The following is a 15,889-nucleotide window of genomic DNA, read 5'->3' as shown; positions in this document are numbered from 1 at the left end:
CTCTCCCCAACGGGGGGAGGGGAAATACTTATTACGAGAACCATCAATGAGTGAAATGATTTACGGCATCCACGCGGTGCAGGCCCTTCTCGAGCGCGCACCGGAGCGTTTTCAGGAAGTGTTTATTCTGAAAGGGCGTGAAGATAAGCGTCTGATGCCGCTGATCCACGCGCTGGAAGCGCAGGGCGTGGTGATTCAGCTGGCGAATCGCCAGTTCCTGGATGAGAAAAGCGAAGGCGCGGTCCACCAGGGGATCATTGCCCGCGTGAAGCCGGGTCGTCAGTATCAGGAAAACGATCTGCCGGATCTGATCGCCGAGCTGGAGAATCCGTTCTTCCTGATCCTCGACGGCGTAACCGATCCGCACAACCTCGGCGCGTGTCTGCGCAGCGCCGATGCGGCGGGCGTGCACGCGGTGATCGTGCCGAAAGATCGCTCCGCGCAGCTGAACGCGACGGCGAAGAAGGTGGCCTGCGGCGCGGCGGAAAACGTTCCGCTGATCCGCGTGACCAACCTCGCGCGCACCATGCGTCTGCTGCAGGAAGAGAACATCTGGATCGTTGGTACCGCCGGTGAAGCGGATCATACTCTGTACCAGAGCAAAATGACCGGCCGTCTGGCGCTGGTAATGGGGGCGGAAGGCGAAGGCATGCGTCGTCTGACCCGCGAGCACTGCGACGAGCTGATCAGCATCCCGATGGCGGGCAGCGTGTCGTCCCTGAACGTTTCCGTTGCAACGGGCATCTGCCTGTTTGAAGCGGTGCGTCAGCGCGGAGAATAAACAGCAAGGCCGTCCACAGGACGGCCTTTTGTGTTTTATCCCTCTCCCCGTGGGAGAGGGCACCAGACGTTGACAACCTCACTCCTCTAACGACCGCAAATGGTCATCCTTCCTCAGCGTCATCAGCGCGAAAATACTCACTACCGCCGTTGCCATCACGTAATACGCCGGAATATCCAGGTTGCCCGTCTGCTTAATCAGCCCGGTAATGATTAGCCCTGCGCATCCCGAGAAAATCGCGTTCGACAACGAGTAGGCCAGCCCCAGCCCCGTATAGCGCACGCGCGTCGGGAACATCTCAGACAGCATCGCCGGGCCCGGCCCCGCCAGCATGCCCACCAGACCGCCCGCAATCAACACCACACCAGCCTTCACCGCCAGCGTACTCGACTCCGCCTGCAGGATTTTCAGCAGCGGCAGGGCGAGGATCAGCAGCAGCGCGGTGGCGATAATCATCACCGTGCGGCGGCCGATCCGGTCGCTCAGGATCCCCGACGGAATGATGGTCAGCGCAAAACCAATATTCGAAATCACCGCTATCAACAGCGCCTGGTTAAACCCGGTGTGCAGCGCCGACTGAAGATAGGTCGGCATAATCACCAGGTAGGTGTACCCCGCCGCAGACCAGACCATTACGCGCCCAATCCCCATCACGATGGCCCGGAGCGTAGCGGCAGTATCCGCCTGAGCGACAGCCGGTTTATCCTGCTGCTGCACAAAGCTGGGCGTCTCCTCCATGCTGACGCGAAGCCACAGCGCCACAACGCCCATGGGCAGCGCCAGGAAGAACGGAATGCGCCAGCCCCACTCGTGCAGAGCTTCAGGCGTGAGAAGGGCGGAGAGCAGCGCCACGATGCCTGCGCCCGCTAACAGTCCCAGCGCCACGGTAAAGGACTGCCACGCGCCATAGAGCCCACGCTTGCCGCGCGGGGCGAACTCCGTCATCAGCGAGACCGCACCGCCGTACTCGCCGCCCGCGAACAGCCCCTGCAGGATGCGCAGCAGCGTAATAATCAGCGGCGCGGCAATTCCGATGCTGGCGTAGACCGGGACAATGCCGATGGCGGCGGTAGCGAGCGTCATCAGTACCAGCACGATGATTAGCGTCGGCTTACGGCCAATCCGGTCGCCGATGCGGCCAAACACCACCGCACCCAGCGGGCGGAAGAAGAAGGCGATGGCAAACGAGGCGTAGGTGAGGATCAGGCTGGTCAGCCCCGCCTCTCCTTCAAGCTGGAAGAAGTTTTTCGCAATCACGGTCGCCAGAAAACCGTAGACCGCAAACTCATACCACTCGATAAAGTTACCAATGGAGCCTGCAATTAATGCTCGCTTGTGCGCGTCCGGTTGCATAACGATCCTCACTTAAGGTGTGAGAATAAATTATTCAACAAAAGCGGATGTATGAAATAGTTTATTCTTATGTTCTGTGAGCTATTTCACGAATGATATCAGCGGGATCGTGAACGTGTGACTCCCCTCCCATGCAGCGCGTGCGCGGTCTGTCCATACTTATCGTCATTGCCACTGAAGGAGGGAGACAGCATGCACTGGCAGACCCACACCGTTTTCAATCAACCTGCACCGCTTTCCAACAGCAACCTTTTCCTCTCGGACTGCGCCCTGCGCGATGCGGTCGCGCGTGAAGGGGCCGAGTGGGATATCGAACTCCTCGCCAGCATTGGCCAGCAGCTGGGTACGGCGGAATCACTGGAGCTGGGCAGGCTGGCAAACGTTAATCCGCCCGAGCTGTTACGCTATGACGCCACGGGCGAGCGGCTGGACGACGTGCGTTTTCATCCGGCCTGGCATCTGCTGATGCAGGGGCTTTGCGCCAACCGCGTGCATAACCTGGCGTGGGAAGAGGAGGCGCGTAAAGGGGCGTTTGTCGCTCGGGCCGCGCGCTTTGTGCTGCATGCGCAGGTGGAGGCGGGCACGCTGTGCCCTGTCACCATGACGTTCGCCGCCACGCCGCTGCTGCAGCAGGCGCTCCCCAAAATATTTCACGACTGGCTGACACCGCTGCTCAGCGATCGCTACGATCCGCATCTGGCTCCCGGCGCGCAAAAGCGCGGCCTGCTGATCGGTATGGGGATGACGGAAAAGCAGGGCGGCTCGGACGTGCTCAGCAATACCACCAAAGCGGAAAAATGCAGCGACGGCAGCTACCGGCTGGTGGGGCATAAATGGTTTTTCTCCGTCCCGCAAAGCGATGCGCATCTGGTGCTGGCCCAGGCGAAGGGCGGACTATCCTGCTTTTTTGTGCCGCGCTTTTTGCCTGACGGACAGCGCAACGCCGTCCGGCTGGAGCGCCTCAAGGACAAGCTCGGGAACCGCTCCAACGCCAGCAGCGAGGTGGAGTTTCTTGATGCCTCCGGCTGGCTGCTGGGGGAAGAGGGCGAAGGGGTACGGCAGATCCTCAAAATGGGCGGTCTGACGCGCTTTGACTGCGTGCTGGGCAGCCACGGACTGATGCGTCGGGCGCTCTCGGTGGCGCTGTACCATGCCCATCAGCGTCAGACCTTCGGCAAAAACCTCATCGATCAGCCTTTAATGCGCGAGGTATTAAGCCGGATGGCGCTGGTGCTGGAGGGGCACACGGCGCTGCTGTTCCGCCTGGCCCGCGCGTGGGACAAGCGTGCCGATCCGCAAGAGGCCGCCTGGGCGCGGCTGTTTACCCCGGCGGCGAAATTTAGCGTCTGTAAAGCGGGCATCCCGTTTGTCGCGGAGGCGATGGAGGTGCTGGGCGGGATCGGATATTGCGAAGAGAGCGAACTTCCCCGCCTGTACCGCGAGATGCCGGTGAACAGCATCTGGGAAGGGTCAGGTAATATCATGTGTCTGGACGTGCTGCGCGTGCTGGCGAAGCAGCCGGGTATTCACGACCTGCTTGCCGACGAGTTTGCGCAGGTGAAAGGGCAGGACAGACACTTCGACCGCAGCTGGCGACAGCTTCAGCAAAAACTGCGTAAACCGCAGGAGGCGCAGGCGCGGGAGATCGCACAGCAGCTTTTCTTGCTGGGTGCCGGAAGCCAGATGCTGCGGCACGCATCGCCCCCGGTGGCGCAGGCGTGGTGCCGCATGATGCTGGATACCCGTGGCGGCACGCTGATGAGCGAGCAGGTGCAAAGCGACCTGCTGCTGCGTGCGACGGGCAGAGTCGGTTAGCCTTTTAGCTGGAACAGGCTCACCAGCTGAGTCAGGTGCGAACCCTTCTCGCGCAGCGTTTGGGCCGTTTGTTCGCTGCGTGAGATGCGATCGGCATTGATATGCGACGCTTCGCCAATATGGGTCATGGCGAGGTTCACCTGGCCGATCCCGGCGGACTGCTCGCGTGAGGCATGGTTAATCTCGGTGACCAGCTGGCTGATGTTATCGATATGAATGATGATGTCGTCCATCGCCAGGCGTGTTTGTTCAGACAGCGCATGACCCTCACTCACTTTTCTGAGCGTATCGCCAATCAGCTGTTCAATCTCCTTCACCGCGTTAGCGCTGCGTCCCGCCAGCGCGCGAACTTCCTGCGCGACTACCGCAAATCCTTTTCCGTGCTCGCCTGCGCGGGCGGCTTCCACTGCCGCATTCAGCGCCAGAATATTGGTCTGGAAAGCGATGGATTCGATCACGCGCGTGATGTCTTCGATGCGTTTTGACGCTTCGCGAATGTCGTCCATGGTCGACACCGCGTGGGTGACCGTCTCACCGCCCTGATGAACCGCAAGCGAGGTTTCACCCACCAGCTGCTGCGTTTGCTCCATGTTGGCGGCATTTTGCTGCACGGTGGCGGCCAGCTGCTCCATGCTGGCGGACGTCTCTTCCACGCTGCTGGCCTGCTTGTTGATCTGCTCTGAAATCTCGCCAGTGTCGGCGGCCAGCGCGTTGGTGCCCAAATGGATCTCGCCTGCGGCCTCACGAACCTGCAGCACAATTTTTTGCAGGCCGCCGCCGATGCCGTTGATAGCATCGATCAGCTGGCCGACTTCGTCCTGACGCGTCACGGGCAGGCTGGAGCGGAGATCCCCTGCGGCATATTGTCTGGCAAGATGGATTACGCTGCGCAGCGGTCGGGTCAGCACGCGGCGAATAATGACCACGAACAGGCCAGCAAAAAGGATGGATAAGACCACGCCGGCCAGCAGGAAGCGATCGCGCATGGCGGTAACGCTTGAGAGCAGCACCGATTTATCCACTTCGCCCACGATAGTCCAGTTCCAGCCCGGCAGCGGGGTATAGGCCATTTTCAGCGTCCGGCCGTCGTCGCTTGTACGCTCCAGCGTGCCGGGTTTGTCACTCAGAAGCTGTTGCTGCGTCGCTGCGTCCCACTTCGGCAGTTTTCCCTCTTCGCCGGCATGGAACAGGTATTGCCCGCGCGTTTTGCCGTTGCTGCGATCCAGCACGAAGAAGTGACCGCTCTCGCCCAGGCGGCGGTTGAGGATTTTCTCGCGCATGACGTTCCAGGAGTGGGTGATGTCCACCCCGACAAAGACGATCGCAATGACCTGCCCTTCGGCGTTTTTAACGGGCTGGTACTGGGTGATGTAGCGTTTGCCAAACAGCAGCGCCAGGCCGCGGTAGACTTCACCTTTGTTGACGGCAGCAAAGGCCGGGCTGGCGTTATCCAGAACGGTACCCATAGCGCGATCGCCATTCTCTTTGCGCAGGGAAGTGGCTACGCGCACAAAGTCGTTACCGCTGCGTACAAACAGCGTCGAAATGGCTCCCGTACGGTTCAGGAACTCGTCCGAAAGGGTGTTATTTTCATGCAGCCCGGTTTCTCCGCCTTTCAGAAGCGGAACGCTGAGCCCGTTAATCGTCTGGGGTTGGGAATTATCAATGTTCAGGGGCTGCGGTAAAAAGGTGGTGAACAGACGGGTATAGCTCTCAACCTCTTCACTCAGGCTGGTATTAAACATCTGCACCATGTCGACCATGCCGGTGGACTGATTATGCAGATCTTCGACCGCAAGGGCTTCAAGCTGCTGGCTCGCTTTTTGGCTGAGCAGAAAAGTGAATAGCAGAAACAGCGTGGCGACACTGACGCCAGTTAGCAGCGAGAGTTTCGACCCCAGGCCCGCACGGCGGAAAAAGTTGATCATAAATTGCTCATCATTGAAAAGTTATGGTTCTTCAACGGCAGAGCGGGGATTACGTTTACTGTTTTAATGTAACAAAATGTTATTAAATTGTTTTTTATTGGTTTTATACAAGATAAAAAATTTGCAAAAACGAAAAGCCACTAAAAGTAAGTGGCTTTTATCAGGAGGGAGTTTACACGTAGAGAATGGCCTGTACCCGCCAGTGGTCGATATGGTTATCTTCCTGCATCTGGATGATGCGATACCATGAAGCACCCTGCTCATCGGCCTTTAATGCCACGACACGTTCAACATCTTGCGGGCTCCCCGAGATATTATTCACGGAGATCTGGCCAATTTCATTCAGGCCAGTCACACAATCAGCACTGGCGAATTCTGCTGACTGCGCGGTGGTGCTCAGCAGGCCAGCTGAGAGCAACAGTGAGGTCAAAGCAAGAGTTCGTTTCATTGTCAGCTCCATTTCACATATATCCGGTATCCGCCGGGCAATCCTTCGCTAATAAACTCCCTTCCATTGTTGCGGGCGTGGAGTTTATTGTGGACAGGAAAATGTCTATGGACGCAAAGCAGTGTAAATCTCGTTCAAAGGAAAACCATTATTTACGGTACAAAATAGCCTGTGAATACCACTGTCCCGTTATGATGGTTTCGTCGATCATAATGATGACGTAATAATCTGCTTTGGCAGCGACGGCCTGCGCTTTTATTGCCGATTCTGCGTCATCCGGAGAGCCGCGAACCAGCGCGGAGATGGTGCCCATTCGTTGTAATCCTTCCGTCTGATTACGACGAATCTCCTGTGGATGATCGGCGACCGGTGGAGCGGGTTGCGGCGTTCCCTGCAGCGCGCTACAGCCACTCAGCAGAAAGACCAGCAATAAAGCAGCAAACCTGCGCATAACCATATCTCGTTTCCTGATAGCCATAGTGTAGTTGTCTGTGAATTTAGTTTTGGGGGAATGTTCCCGAAGTGTTATCTGGGACGTATATTTCGAATGAAAATGACGCGAAAGCGTAACCCAGTTCTCAACATTATGAATCATAGATTCGCACAGGGTCGACAATGATTGAAATTGAAATACGCCACCTCGGCGACCATGAAGTTTTACACGCGATGCCAGCGGGTAAACGTGATAAACCGCTGCCTGTTGTGGTTTTTTATCATGGGTTTACCTCATCGAAGCTGGTTTACAGTTATTTTGCGGTAGCGCTGGCGCAGGCGGGTTTTCGCGTGATGATGCCAGATGCACCCGACCACGGCGCACGCTTTACGGGTAATGAACAGGCGCGGCTGGGGCAGTTCTGGCACATTCTGCACGGGAGTCTGACCGAGTTTTCCGGGCTGCGCGATGCGCTTTATGAGGCAGGGCTGGTGGCCGACAATCGTCTGGCGGTAGCCGGGGCGTCGATGGGCGGTATGACGGCGCTGGGGATTATGACGCATCATCCTGAAGTGAAGTCTGTCGCCTGTCTGATGGGCTCGGGCTACTTTACTTCGCTGGCGAAGACCCTTTTTCCCCCTCAGGATTTAACGGAAATGACCGCGACGCTGGCAAAGTGGGAAGTGACCCGGGCATTGCCGCGCGTGGCCGATCGCCCGCTGTTGCTGTGGCACGGTGACGCGGATGATGTGGTCCCGCCTGAGGGAACCTTCCGTCTGCAGCAGGCGTTAATGAATGAAGGGCTGGACGGTAATCTGACCTGCCTGTGGGAACCGGGCGTCCGCCACCGCATCACGCCAACGGCGCTCGACGCCACGGTGGCGTTTTTCCGCCAGCACCTGTAAACGCGCAGGACTTTGATGTCCATATCTTCCCGCTTATGGAGGATCTCTGAGGGGTTATTTTACCGGTAGTATTCCGGAGCCATTCACAAAAAAAAGCCCCCGGGCAGGGGGCAACGTCATCTATGGCTATGTTCTCGTTGTTGGCTTTCCTGGTGCTAGCGTTAAAGCGTTATCGGTAAATATCTGCACTGGCGTGCATGTTGCCGTTGCTGCCGGGCTCACGGGTTAACATCACGTGGTAATAGGTTGCGCCCTGCGCATCGGTTTCTGCGTTTAATGCCTGATCTGCTTCACTTTCCGTGGCGAAATTATGATTGATGTAAATTACGCCCAAGCTTTGCACATCATCCATGTTTCTGGCCTGTCGGCTGTCTATCTTAATGGCTGCCATCGCGTTTGCACTGAGCAAAAGCGCCGCCATTATGGCTAATGCGATTTTTTTCATGATATGCGCTCCACGACTACGTGCTGCGAGAGGGGGGATGCTCCTTCTTTAATTCAGGCGATCTCTGATTAAAGTGTAATCACTCATCCGGCGGGGATGCGTGACCATTTCTGATGCAGTTGTTCAAAAAAACAACGCTTCCGGGTGTGACCAATTTTAAATCACCCACTTAGACCCGCTTCGCGCTTTGTGCGAATTATTTGTGCAATCAGCTTGAGTTTCCAGGGGCGCGCAAGTATTATGACGCGTCAATTTTTCAGCCGACCTTTAACACGTTCCTTGCCTCCCCGGGCCTCGGCTGACCCAGACAGGAGGCTGAATAATCCGTAAGGAGCAATTCGATGCGTCATTACGAAATCGTTTTTATGGTCCATCCTGACCAGAGCGAACAGGTTCCGGGTATGATCGAGCGTTACTCTGCTGCCATCACTGGTGCAGAAGGTACGATCCACCGTCTGGAAGACTGGGGCCGCCGTCAGCTGGCTTACCCGATCAACAAACTGCACAAAGCACACTACGTTCTGATGAACGTTGAAGCGCCGCAGGAAGTGATCGATGAGCTGGAAACTACCTTCCGCTTCAACGATGCCGTTATCCGCAGCATGGTTATGCGTACCAAAAACGCAGTTACCGAAGCATCTCCGATGGTTAAAGCGAAAGACGAGCGCCGTGAGCGTCGCGATGATTTCGCAAACGAAACCGCAGATGATTCTGATGCTGGGGATTCTGAAGAGTAATTTCTGATGACCAACCGTCTGGCGTTGTCCGGCATCGTATGCAGGGCTCCCCTTCGAAAGGTCAGTCCATCAGGAATTCCGCATTGCCAGTTCGTGCTTGAGCATCGTTCTGTGCAAGAGGAAGCCGGGTTTCACCGGCAGGCGTGGTGCCAAATGCCCGTTATTATTAGCGGACACGAAAACCAGGCCATTACTCACAGTTTAACGGTCGGTAGCGCAGTAATCGTTCAGGGGTTCATCTCTTGCCACAAGGCAAAGAACGGCCTGAGCAAAATGGTTCTGCATGCCGAGCAGATTGATTTGATAGATTCTGGAGACTAGCCATATGGCACGTTATTTCCGTCGTCGCAAGTTCTGCCGTTTCACCGCGGAAGGCGTTCAAGAGATCGACTATAAAGATATCGCAACGCTGAAAAACTACATCACCGAAAGCGGTAAGATTGTCCCAAGCCGTATCACCGGTACTCGTGCAAAATACCAGCGTCAGCTGGCTCGCGCTATCAAACGCGCTCGCTACCTGTCCCTGCTGCCGTACACTGATCGTCATCAGTAATCGGGCACGGTCCATTAATACGACTTTAAGAGGATAAGGTAATGCAAGTTATTCTGCTTGATAAAGTAGCAAACCTGGGCAGCCTGGGTGATCAGGTTAACGTTAAAGCGGGTTACGCACGTAACTTCCTGGTTCCACAGGGTAAAGCTGTTCCAGCTACCAAGAAAAACGTAGAGTTTTTCGAAGCACGTCGCGCTGAACTGGAAGCCAAACTGGCTGACGTTCTGGCGGCTGCTAACGCTCGCGCTGAAGCAATCAACGCACTGGGCACCGTTACCATCGCGTCTAAATCAGGCGACGAAGGTAAACTGTTCGGTTCCATCGGTACCCGCGATATCGCTGATGCAGTTTCTGCAGCAGGCGTGAAAGTGGCTAAGAGCGAAGTTCGTCTGCCGAACGGCGTTCTGCGTACCACTGGTGAGCACGAAGTTGACTTCCAGGTTCACAGCGAAGTGTTCGCTAAACTGGTTGTTAACGTTGTAGCTGAGTAATTTTTTACTCTGCTCACGTTGAAACGCCGGCCTTGTGCCGGCGTTTTGCTTTTTACAGATCCAGGTCTTAACGCGCCCTGATGAAACTGCCGTCTGGCTGGCGGGTAAACAGCACCTGTTGTCCATTTCCCGTATCAATTGTTAATCCTGTCACCACACCGCTGGCATTCTGGCGAACCTGTACCATCTGTCCATTCTGCAGGTTACTGAGCGGTTTACCCGCACCTTCCACCTTCGCCATAGCATACACGTCGGTTGGCGGCAGGTTGTGGTCGCGGAACAGCTGTGCCAGCGTTTTGCCCGGCTCTACGCGATAGGAACGCCACTGTTGCTCAATGCCGGTAGGCTGTTGCGTCTGAGGCTGAGACGGGGCGGCGGCTTGATCCTGCGGCTGTTCATCCTGAATGGGTTCTGGCTCAACCGGCGCGACCTGACCCGGATCGTTAGACGGGGTCACAAGCTGCGTTTGCATCGGCTGTGCGTCAGGCTGCGGCCGCGTCTGCGATTGAATGTCCAGTTGGGCATTGCGGGTGACGGGGGCGGTATCGACATCATCGCCCCCGGAAGGAAGCAGGAAGCCCACGATCACCATCAGCGCGCCAATGATGATCCCTCTGCGATGCAGAGGAGGCAGCGGGTCCATGATGCGAAAATTGTCCGGCGCCTGCCAGATTTTCGCCAGGGTAGGTTTCAGTTCAAATCGCCCGGGCATGGCACTCCTCCTGCTCCGCGTATTTTTTATCCTGTGCCCCGAAGTATAGTTTGCTAACTGCCTGAACGGCGTAGTAAACCCGACATCCGTGACATCAGTTCGGGATTAATCCTGGTTATCTCTATTGTTTCTGTTTCGTCGCGGTTTGTCACCTTAACTTCAGACAAAGTTTTACCCATAAGGGCATGGCTGATATGCTGCCCGCTACTTTAAATGTGATGGAAGGAAAACCCATGACCACCCCGACTTTTGACACTATCGAAGCGCAGGCAAGTTACGGTATCGGCTTGCAGGTAGGACAGCAGCTGAGCGAATCCGGCCTGGAAGGTCTGTTACCAGAAGCGCTGGTGGCGGGTATCGCTGACGCGCTGGAAGGCAAACAGCCTGCCGTTCCGGTAGACGTTGTGCACCGTGCGCTGCGTGAAATCCACGAACGTGCTGACGCCGTGCGTCGCGCGCGCTTCGAAGAGATGGCGGCCGAAGGTGTGAAATATCTGGAAGAGAACCGTGAGCGTGAAGGCGTGAACAGCACCGAATCCGGTCTGCAGTTCCGCGTGATCAATCAGGGCGACGGCGCAATCCCGGCGCGTACCGATCACGTTCGCGTGCATTACACCGGTAAGCTGATCGACGGTACCGTGTTCGACAGCTCCGTGGCGCGCGGCGAACCGGCTGAGTTCCCGGTTAACGGCGTGATCGCTGGCTGGATTGAAGCTCTGACCCTGATGCCAGTGGGTTCCAAATGGGAACTGACTATCCCGCATAACCTGGCCTACGGCGAGCGCGGCGCTGGCGCGTCCATTCCGCCATTCAGCACCCTGGTCTTTGAAGTCGAGCTGCTGGAAATTCTGTAATCGAATTTTCTTATTTCCTCTCCCCGTTTGGGGAGAGGAAAATAGTGCATAAACCTATAGTTACGGTGTTATCAACATTTTATCTTGCAAACGAAACTGTTGCGTGTATTTTTGTGAGCTGTTTCGCGCTGTATGAGTGATATGACACTCACTTTCAACATATTATTAACATAATATCTAAATCATAGTATTCATCCCGCCGATTCTTACCTAATATCGATAAACCCTTACAAAGGGACCGTCATTTTTTTGACGTTTTTAAAGGCCAGAAGAGCCTTAACAACACAGACAGGCATAAACAGGAAAATTACATGGTAGATCAGGTCAAAGTCGCCGCTACAGAAGAGGCGACGTCTGAACAGTCGCTACGGCGCAATCTTACAAACCGTCATATTCAGCTCATTGCGATTGGGGGTGCCATCGGTACCGGGTTGTTTATGGGGTCAGGCAAAACCATCAGTCTCGCCGGGCCGTCGATCATCTTCGTTTATATGATCATCGGTTTTATGCTCTTCTTCGTGATGCGTGCAATGGGTGAACTGCTGCTCTCGAACCTCGAATACAAATCCTTTAGCGACTTCGCTTCTGACCTGCTCGGGCCGTGGGCGGGCTATTTCACCGGCTGGACCTACTGGTTCTGCTGGGTCGTCACCGGTATGGCGGACGTCGTGGCGATTACCGCCTACGCGCAGTTCTGGTTCCCGGGGCTGTCGGACTGGGTCGCCTCGCTGGCGGTCATTGTTCTGCTGCTGAGTCTGAACCTCGCCACCGTTAAAATGTTCGGTGAGATGGAGTTCTGGTTCGCGATGATCAAAATCGTGGCGATTGTCGGGCTTATCGTCGTGGGTCTGGTGATGGTGCTCACCCACTTCCAGTCGCCAACGGGCGTTCAGGCGTCGTTTACCCATCTGTGGAATGACGGCGGCTGGTTCCCGAAAGGCATTAGCGGCTTCTTTGCCGGCTTCCAGATCGCGGTATTTGCGTTCGTGGGCATTGAGCTAGTGGGCACGACGGCAGCGGAGACCAAAGATCCCGAGAAGTCTCTCCCGCGCGCGATTAACTCTATTCCGCTGCGTATCATCATGTTCTACGTCTTCGCGCTGATCGTCATTATGTCCGTGACGCCGTGGAGCTCCGTGGTGCCAACCAAGAGCCCGTTCGTTGAGCTGTTCGTGCTGGTAGGCCTGCCTGCCGCCGCGAGCCTGATTAACTTCGTGGTGCTGACCTCTGCGGCGTCTTCCGCGAACAGCGGCGTGTTCTCCACCAGCCGTATGCTGTTTGGCCTGGCACAGGAAGGCGTGGCGCCGAGCGCGTTCGCCAAGCTGTCGAAGCGCGCGGTACCGGCAAAAGGGTTGACCTTCTCCTGCATGTGCCTGCTGGGCGGCGTGGTGATGCTCTACGTAAACCCAAGCGTGATTGGCGCGTTCACCATGATTACCACGGTCTCGGCGATCCTGTTTATGTTCGTCTGGACCATTATCCTCTGTTCCTATCTGATGTATCGCAAACAGCGTCCGCACCTGCATGAGAAGTCGATCTACAAGATGCCGCTGGGCAAGCTGATGTGCTGGGTGTGCATGGCGTTCTTCGTCTTCGTGCTGGTTCTGCTGACGCTGGAAGATGATACCCGTCAGGCACTCATCGTCACGCCGCTATGGTTTATCGCGCTGGGGCTGGGCTGGGTGTTTATCGGTAAGAAACGTATGGCAGGCGTAAGGTAAAAGCAAAACGGCAACTTCGGTTGCCGTTTTTAGTTTTTGCACCTTCTCCCCGTGGGAGAGGGGCGGGGTGAGGGCATCAGGCCGCAGCGGCCTTTTTTATTCCCCAGCTAATGCCCGCGGGAACAGAACGTTGTTCTCAAGACTGATGTGTTCCATCAGGTCGTCAATCAACTCGTTAATGCCGTTGTACATCGCTTTCCACGTTGTGCACGCTTCTGGCGGCGGCGTGACGTTGTGGGTGGTGTGTTTGATCACTTCCAGCAGTTCGCCTGCATCATCATGCTCGCTTTCCATCACGCTGATAGGCCCCATCGCCTGGCTTCCCATTCCCTGCTTAATCATCGGGAAGAGGATCTGCTCTTCTTTCATCATGTGGCTGGAAAGCTCTTCGTGCAGCAGGGTCAGGTATTTCGCCAGACCGCGCGGTACGGACGGTTTGTCGGCATGGACGCGCTCAACTTTGGTTGCCTGCAGGATCAGTTCCGGCAGCTGCTCACGGTGACGGTCATGGTAACGCACGATGATATGGTCGATGATTTCAGCGAGCGGGGCGGCTCGCCAGTCTTTGTCGACGGGCTGCTGGGCCAGCAGCGCCAGCTCTGATTCAATCACCTCAACGTCCAGCTCTTTTCGTGAGGCCGCACGCGCCAGGGTTTGCTTACCGCCGCAGCAGTAATCCATATCGTATTTACGAAACAGCGCAGAAGCGCGAGGAATGGAGAGCGCCAGCTCACCAAGGGGTTGTTCGCGAAAGGCCATAGCAGTTACCTCGTCATCAATAATATAAGGTGCATATTAAATGCATCTTTAAGCCAGCGCTATAACCCTTTAGAGGGAAGGGGGAAGTGAGATGTAGATCACAAAAAAATACCCCGTTTAACTCTCTGAATGGGCTCAGGAAAGTGGTTTAGAAACTTTTTAAAGGTGTAGAAACAGTAAACAACCCGCCGCGCCTGCCGATATATCCACGTCAGACAAACCTGCATATAACAAAGGCAACGCATGTTTAAACGTATAAAAGTCATTACCCTTCTGATTTCGGTGCTGCTTGTGCTCGGCATCATGCAAGTGATTTCCGCGGGTATCTTTATCAACGCGCTGAATAACGATAAAGACAATTTCACCGTGTCGCAGCTCTCCAGCAAGAACGTGGCGGAGTTTACCGATGCGTGGATCAGCCTGAACCAGGCGCGCGTGACGCTGAACCGCGGGATGCTGCGTCTGCAAAGCAGCATGGCCTCTCAGATTAACGGTGGGCAGCTCAATGAGCTGGTCAACACGGCGAAAAATCTGCTCGCCGATGCGCAGGTCCATTACGATAAATACTATGCCCTGCCAAATACGCCGGGCCTGGACGAGAACCTGGCCAAGCGTCTGGAGGAGCAGTACCGCATTTACTCCTCAACGCTGACGCAAATGAACGTCCTGCTGAGCCAGGGCAATCTGGAAGACATGTTCAAGCAGAACGCGGAGCAAAAGCAGACTGCGATGCAGGCGGTTTACCGTGAATGGCGTGAAGCGCAGGCAACGCTTACCGATAAAGGCATCCAGGACAATGAAAGCGACTACAAGCGCATCCTGTGGATCCTCTCTGCGGTTATGCTACTGGTGATTGTGGTGATTATCTCCAGCTGGGTAGCCATGCGCCGCGTGCTGCTGCTGCCTCTGGAAGAGGTGATTAACCATATTCGCGCCATTGCGGCAGGGGATTTAACCCAGCCGATTCAGGCTGAAGGTAAGAACGAAATGGCTATCCTGGCGCGCAACGTTCAGGAGATGCAGACCTCGCTGGCGAACACCGTGGGCGTGGTGCGTGAAGGCGCAGATACGATTTACACTGGTGCCGGTGAAATTTCTGCCGGCAGCAACGATCTCTCTTCCCGTACCGAGCAGCAGGCCGCGTCTCTGGAAGAGACGGCAGCCAGCATGGAACAGCTGACGGCAACCGTGAAGCAGAACGCCGATAACGCGCGTCAGGCGTCCCGTCTGGCGCTGGACGCCTCCTCAACGGCGAAGAAGGGCGGTAACGTGGTGGAAGGCGTGGTGCGTACAATGGACGAAATCGCCACCAGCTCCAGTAAAATCGCGCAAATTACTAACGTGATCGACGGTATTGCCTTCCAGACTAACATTCTGGCGCTGAACGCGGCGGTGGAAGCGGCGCGCGCGGGCGAGCAGGGCCGTGGTTTTGCGGTTGTGGCTGGGGAAGTGCGCACTCTCGCCCAGCGCAGCGCCCAGGCGGCGAAAGAGATCAAAGCGCTGATCGATGATTCCGGCGAGCGCGTGAACGCGGGCTCCCAGCTGGTTAACGAAGCCGGGGAGACGATGGCGGAGATCGTCAATGCGGTCACCCGCGTCACCGACATCATGGGTGAAATTGCCTCGGCCTCTGACGAGCAGAGCCGTGGTATCGATCAGGTGGGCCAGGCGGTAGCCGAAATGGACCGCGTGACCCAGCAGAACGCCTCGCTGGTGGAGGAGTCTGCGGCCGCGGCGGCGGCGCTGGAAGATCAGGCTGCACGCCTGAACGAAGCGGTGGCGGTGTTCAAAATCACCCGCAACCAGGCGGTCAAAGCGGCGCCGGTGAAAACCTATGTGCCCAAAGCGCAGCCCGTAGCGGCGGCGTCTGAAGGGAACTGGGAAACGTTTTAAGGACTTGCCCGGTGGCGGTTACGCCTTACCGGGCCTACGATTTTGTAGGCCCTGCAAGCGC

At 56.3% G+C, this 15,889-nt stretch carries 17 protein-coding genes; 10 read left to right on the top strand and 7 right to left on the bottom strand.

Features of this window, described 5'->3' with window-relative positions; genetic code table 11:
• The first annotated feature begins 46 nt into the window (after nucleotides 1-46).
• Nucleotides 47-781 carry a 23S rRNA (guanosine(2251)-2'-O)-methyltransferase RlmB gene (gene rlmB, locus SPG90_RS17340; RefSeq protein WP_028015258.1) on the top strand — a complete coding sequence of 245 codons (735 nt, stop codon included), beginning with the start codon at nucleotides 47-49 and terminating at the stop codon, nucleotides 779-781.
• A 78-nt stretch (nucleotides 782-859) separates the two neighbouring features.
• Here rlmB and SPG90_RS17335 read toward each other — a convergent pair whose 3' ends face one another.
• A complete protein-coding gene (locus SPG90_RS17335) occupies nucleotides 860-2,134 on the bottom strand; it encodes an MFS transporter (protein ID WP_023310141.1) in 1,275 nt (424 codons plus the stop codon).
• A gap of 192 nt (nucleotides 2,135-2,326) precedes the next feature.
• Here SPG90_RS17335 and SPG90_RS17330 point away from each other — a divergent pair, with 192 nt between their 5' ends.
• Nucleotides 2,327-3,949 carry an isovaleryl-CoA dehydrogenase gene (locus SPG90_RS17330; RefSeq protein ID WP_126303719.1) on the top strand — a complete coding sequence of 541 codons (1,623 nt, stop codon included), beginning with the start codon at nucleotides 2,327-2,329 and terminating at the stop codon, nucleotides 3,947-3,949.
• Here the strand turns inward: SPG90_RS17330 and SPG90_RS17325 are convergent.
• The 3 genes from SPG90_RS17325 to bsmA form a co-directional block, all read right to left on the bottom strand.
• Nucleotides 3,946-5,877, bottom strand: coding sequence for a methyl-accepting chemotaxis protein (locus tag SPG90_RS17325; protein WP_047173998.1), 1,932 nt, complete (start codon nucleotides 5,875-5,877; stop codon nucleotides 3,946-3,948). The genes SPG90_RS17330 and SPG90_RS17325 overlap by 4 nt on opposite strands.
• Nucleotides 5,878-6,049: 172 nt before the next feature.
• A complete protein-coding gene (gene yjfN / locus SPG90_RS17320) occupies nucleotides 6,050-6,337 on the bottom strand; it encodes a DUF1471 family protease activator YjfN (RefSeq protein WP_032645202.1) in 288 nt (95 codons plus the stop codon).
• A gap of 136 nt (nucleotides 6,338-6,473) precedes the next feature.
• The gene (gene bsmA / locus SPG90_RS17315) at nucleotides 6,474-6,803 is read right to left on the bottom strand and encodes a biofilm peroxide resistance protein BsmA (RefSeq protein ID WP_029740376.1); all 330 of its coding nucleotides are present in this window, start codon (nucleotides 6,801-6,803) and stop codon (nucleotides 6,474-6,476) included.
• Nucleotides 6,804-6,940: 137 nt separating this feature from the next.
• Here bsmA and yjfP point away from each other — a divergent pair, with 137 nt between their 5' ends.
• On the top strand, nucleotides 6,941-7,663 hold the full coding sequence (gene yjfP, locus SPG90_RS17310) for an esterase (RefSeq protein WP_045402266.1): 723 nt from the start codon (nucleotides 6,941-6,943) through the stop codon (nucleotides 7,661-7,663).
• A 169-nt stretch (nucleotides 7,664-7,832) separates the two neighbouring features.
• Here the strand turns inward: yjfP and yjfY are convergent, their stop codons facing one another.
• Nucleotides 7,833-8,108, bottom strand: coding sequence for a DUF1471 family protein YjfY (gene yjfY / locus SPG90_RS17305; protein WP_029740378.1), 276 nt, complete (start codon nucleotides 8,106-8,108; stop codon nucleotides 7,833-7,835).
• A gap of 341 nt (nucleotides 8,109-8,449) precedes the next feature.
• On the opposite strand from yjfY, the gene rpsF reads away from it, so the two are divergent.
• From rpsF to rplI, 4 genes are read left to right on the top strand one after another with little or no spacing between them, the layout of a single operon-like run.
• On the top strand, nucleotides 8,450-8,845 hold the full coding sequence (gene rpsF / locus SPG90_RS17300) for a 30S ribosomal protein S6 (protein ID WP_014068637.1): 396 nt from the start codon (nucleotides 8,450-8,452) through the stop codon (nucleotides 8,843-8,845).
• 6 nt (nucleotides 8,846-8,851) lie between these two features.
• Nucleotides 8,852-9,166 carry a primosomal replication protein N gene (gene priB / locus SPG90_RS17295; protein WP_008502895.1) on the top strand — a complete coding sequence of 105 codons (315 nt, stop codon included), beginning with the start codon at nucleotides 8,852-8,854 and terminating at the stop codon, nucleotides 9,164-9,166.
• A gap of 4 nt (nucleotides 9,167-9,170) precedes the next feature.
• Nucleotides 9,171-9,398, top strand: coding sequence for a 30S ribosomal protein S18 (gene rpsR, locus SPG90_RS17290; protein ID WP_000135199.1), 228 nt, complete (start codon nucleotides 9,171-9,173; stop codon nucleotides 9,396-9,398).
• A gap of 41 nt (nucleotides 9,399-9,439) precedes the next feature.
• A complete protein-coding gene (gene rplI, locus SPG90_RS17285; protein ID WP_023310148.1) occupies nucleotides 9,440-9,889 on the top strand; it encodes a 50S ribosomal protein L9 in 450 nt (149 codons plus the stop codon).
• A 67-nt stretch (nucleotides 9,890-9,956) separates the two neighbouring features.
• On the opposite strand, the gene SPG90_RS17280 is transcribed toward rplI, so the two are convergent.
• Nucleotides 9,957-10,601 carry an OapA family protein gene (locus SPG90_RS17280; RefSeq protein ID WP_045402269.1) on the bottom strand — a complete coding sequence of 215 codons (645 nt, stop codon included), beginning with the start codon at nucleotides 10,599-10,601 and terminating at the stop codon, nucleotides 9,957-9,959.
• A 233-nt stretch (nucleotides 10,602-10,834) separates the two neighbouring features.
• Between SPG90_RS17280 and fklB the strand changes: the two genes are divergently transcribed.
• Nucleotides 10,835-11,455, top strand: a complete 621-nt coding sequence (gene fklB / locus SPG90_RS17275) for an FKBP-type peptidyl-prolyl cis-trans isomerase (RefSeq protein ID WP_008502892.1) — start codon at nucleotides 10,835-10,837, stop codon at nucleotides 11,453-11,455.
• Nucleotides 11,456-11,766: 311 nt separating this feature from the next.
• Nucleotides 11,767-13,176, top strand: coding sequence for a D-serine/D-alanine/glycine transporter (gene cycA, locus SPG90_RS17270; RefSeq protein ID WP_126303717.1), 1,410 nt, complete (start codon nucleotides 11,767-11,769; stop codon nucleotides 13,174-13,176).
• Nucleotides 13,177-13,272: 96 nt separating this feature from the next.
• Here cycA and ytfE read toward each other — a convergent pair whose 3' ends face one another.
• The gene (gene ytfE / locus SPG90_RS17265) at nucleotides 13,273-13,935 is read right to left on the bottom strand and encodes an iron-sulfur cluster repair protein YtfE (RefSeq protein ID WP_045402273.1); all 663 of its coding nucleotides are present in this window, start codon (nucleotides 13,933-13,935) and stop codon (nucleotides 13,273-13,275) included.
• A 243-nt stretch (nucleotides 13,936-14,178) separates the two neighbouring features.
• Between ytfE and SPG90_RS17260 the strand changes: the two genes are divergently transcribed.
• Nucleotides 14,179-15,828 carry a methyl-accepting chemotaxis protein gene (locus tag SPG90_RS17260; protein WP_045402276.1) on the top strand — a complete coding sequence of 550 codons (1,650 nt, stop codon included), beginning with the start codon at nucleotides 14,179-14,181 and terminating at the stop codon, nucleotides 15,826-15,828.
• Nucleotides 15,829-15,889: the final 61 nt, after the last annotated feature.

Source organism: Enterobacter sp. D2 (assembly GCF_034427575.1).
GTDB classification, from domain to species: domain Bacteria; phylum Pseudomonadota; class Gammaproteobacteria; order Enterobacterales; family Enterobacteriaceae; genus Enterobacter; species Enterobacter cloacae_M.
This window is presented reverse-complemented; position numbering and strand designations above follow the sequence as displayed.

Excerpts from the sequence above, each read along its gene's own strand:
- rlmB (WP_028015258.1), top strand. The coding sequence starts at position 47 with ATGAGTGAAATGATTTACGGCATCCACGCGGTGCAGGCCCTTCTCGAG.
- SPG90_RS17335 (WP_023310141.1), bottom strand. The coding sequence starts at position 2,134 with ATGCAACCGGACGCGCACAAGCGAGCATTAATTGCAGGCTCCATTGGT.
- SPG90_RS17330 (WP_126303719.1), top strand. The coding sequence starts at position 2,327 with ATGCACTGGCAGACCCACACCGTTTTCAATCAACCTGCACCGCTTTCC.
- SPG90_RS17325 (WP_047173998.1), bottom strand. The coding sequence starts at position 5,877 with ATGATCAACTTTTTCCGCCGTGCGGGCCTGGGGTCGAAACTCTCGCTG.
- yjfN (WP_032645202.1), bottom strand. The coding sequence starts at position 6,337 with ATGGAGCTGACAATGAAACGAACTCTTGCTTTGACCTCACTGTTGCTC.
- bsmA (WP_029740376.1), bottom strand. The coding sequence starts at position 6,803 with ATGGCTATCAGGAAACGAGATATGGTTATGCGCAGGTTTGCTGCTTTA.
- yjfP (WP_045402266.1), top strand. The coding sequence starts at position 6,941 with ATGATTGAAATTGAAATACGCCACCTCGGCGACCATGAAGTTTTACAC.
- yjfY (WP_029740378.1), bottom strand. The coding sequence starts at position 8,108 with ATGAAAAAAATCGCATTAGCCATAATGGCGGCGCTTTTGCTCAGTGCA.
- rpsF (WP_014068637.1), top strand. The coding sequence starts at position 8,450 with ATGCGTCATTACGAAATCGTTTTTATGGTCCATCCTGACCAGAGCGAA.
- priB (WP_008502895.1), top strand. The coding sequence starts at position 8,852 with ATGACCAACCGTCTGGCGTTGTCCGGCATCGTATGCAGGGCTCCCCTT.
- rpsR (WP_000135199.1), top strand. The coding sequence starts at position 9,171 with ATGGCACGTTATTTCCGTCGTCGCAAGTTCTGCCGTTTCACCGCGGAA.
- rplI (WP_023310148.1), top strand. The coding sequence starts at position 9,440 with ATGCAAGTTATTCTGCTTGATAAAGTAGCAAACCTGGGCAGCCTGGGT.
- SPG90_RS17280 (WP_045402269.1), bottom strand. The coding sequence starts at position 10,601 with ATGCCCGGGCGATTTGAACTGAAACCTACCCTGGCGAAAATCTGGCAG.
- fklB (WP_008502892.1), top strand. The coding sequence starts at position 10,835 with ATGACCACCCCGACTTTTGACACTATCGAAGCGCAGGCAAGTTACGGT.
- cycA (WP_126303717.1), top strand. The coding sequence starts at position 11,767 with ATGGTAGATCAGGTCAAAGTCGCCGCTACAGAAGAGGCGACGTCTGAA.
- ytfE (WP_045402273.1), bottom strand. The coding sequence starts at position 13,935 with ATGGCCTTTCGCGAACAACCCCTTGGTGAGCTGGCGCTCTCCATTCCT.
- SPG90_RS17260 (WP_045402276.1), top strand. The coding sequence starts at position 14,179 with ATGTTTAAACGTATAAAAGTCATTACCCTTCTGATTTCGGTGCTGCTT.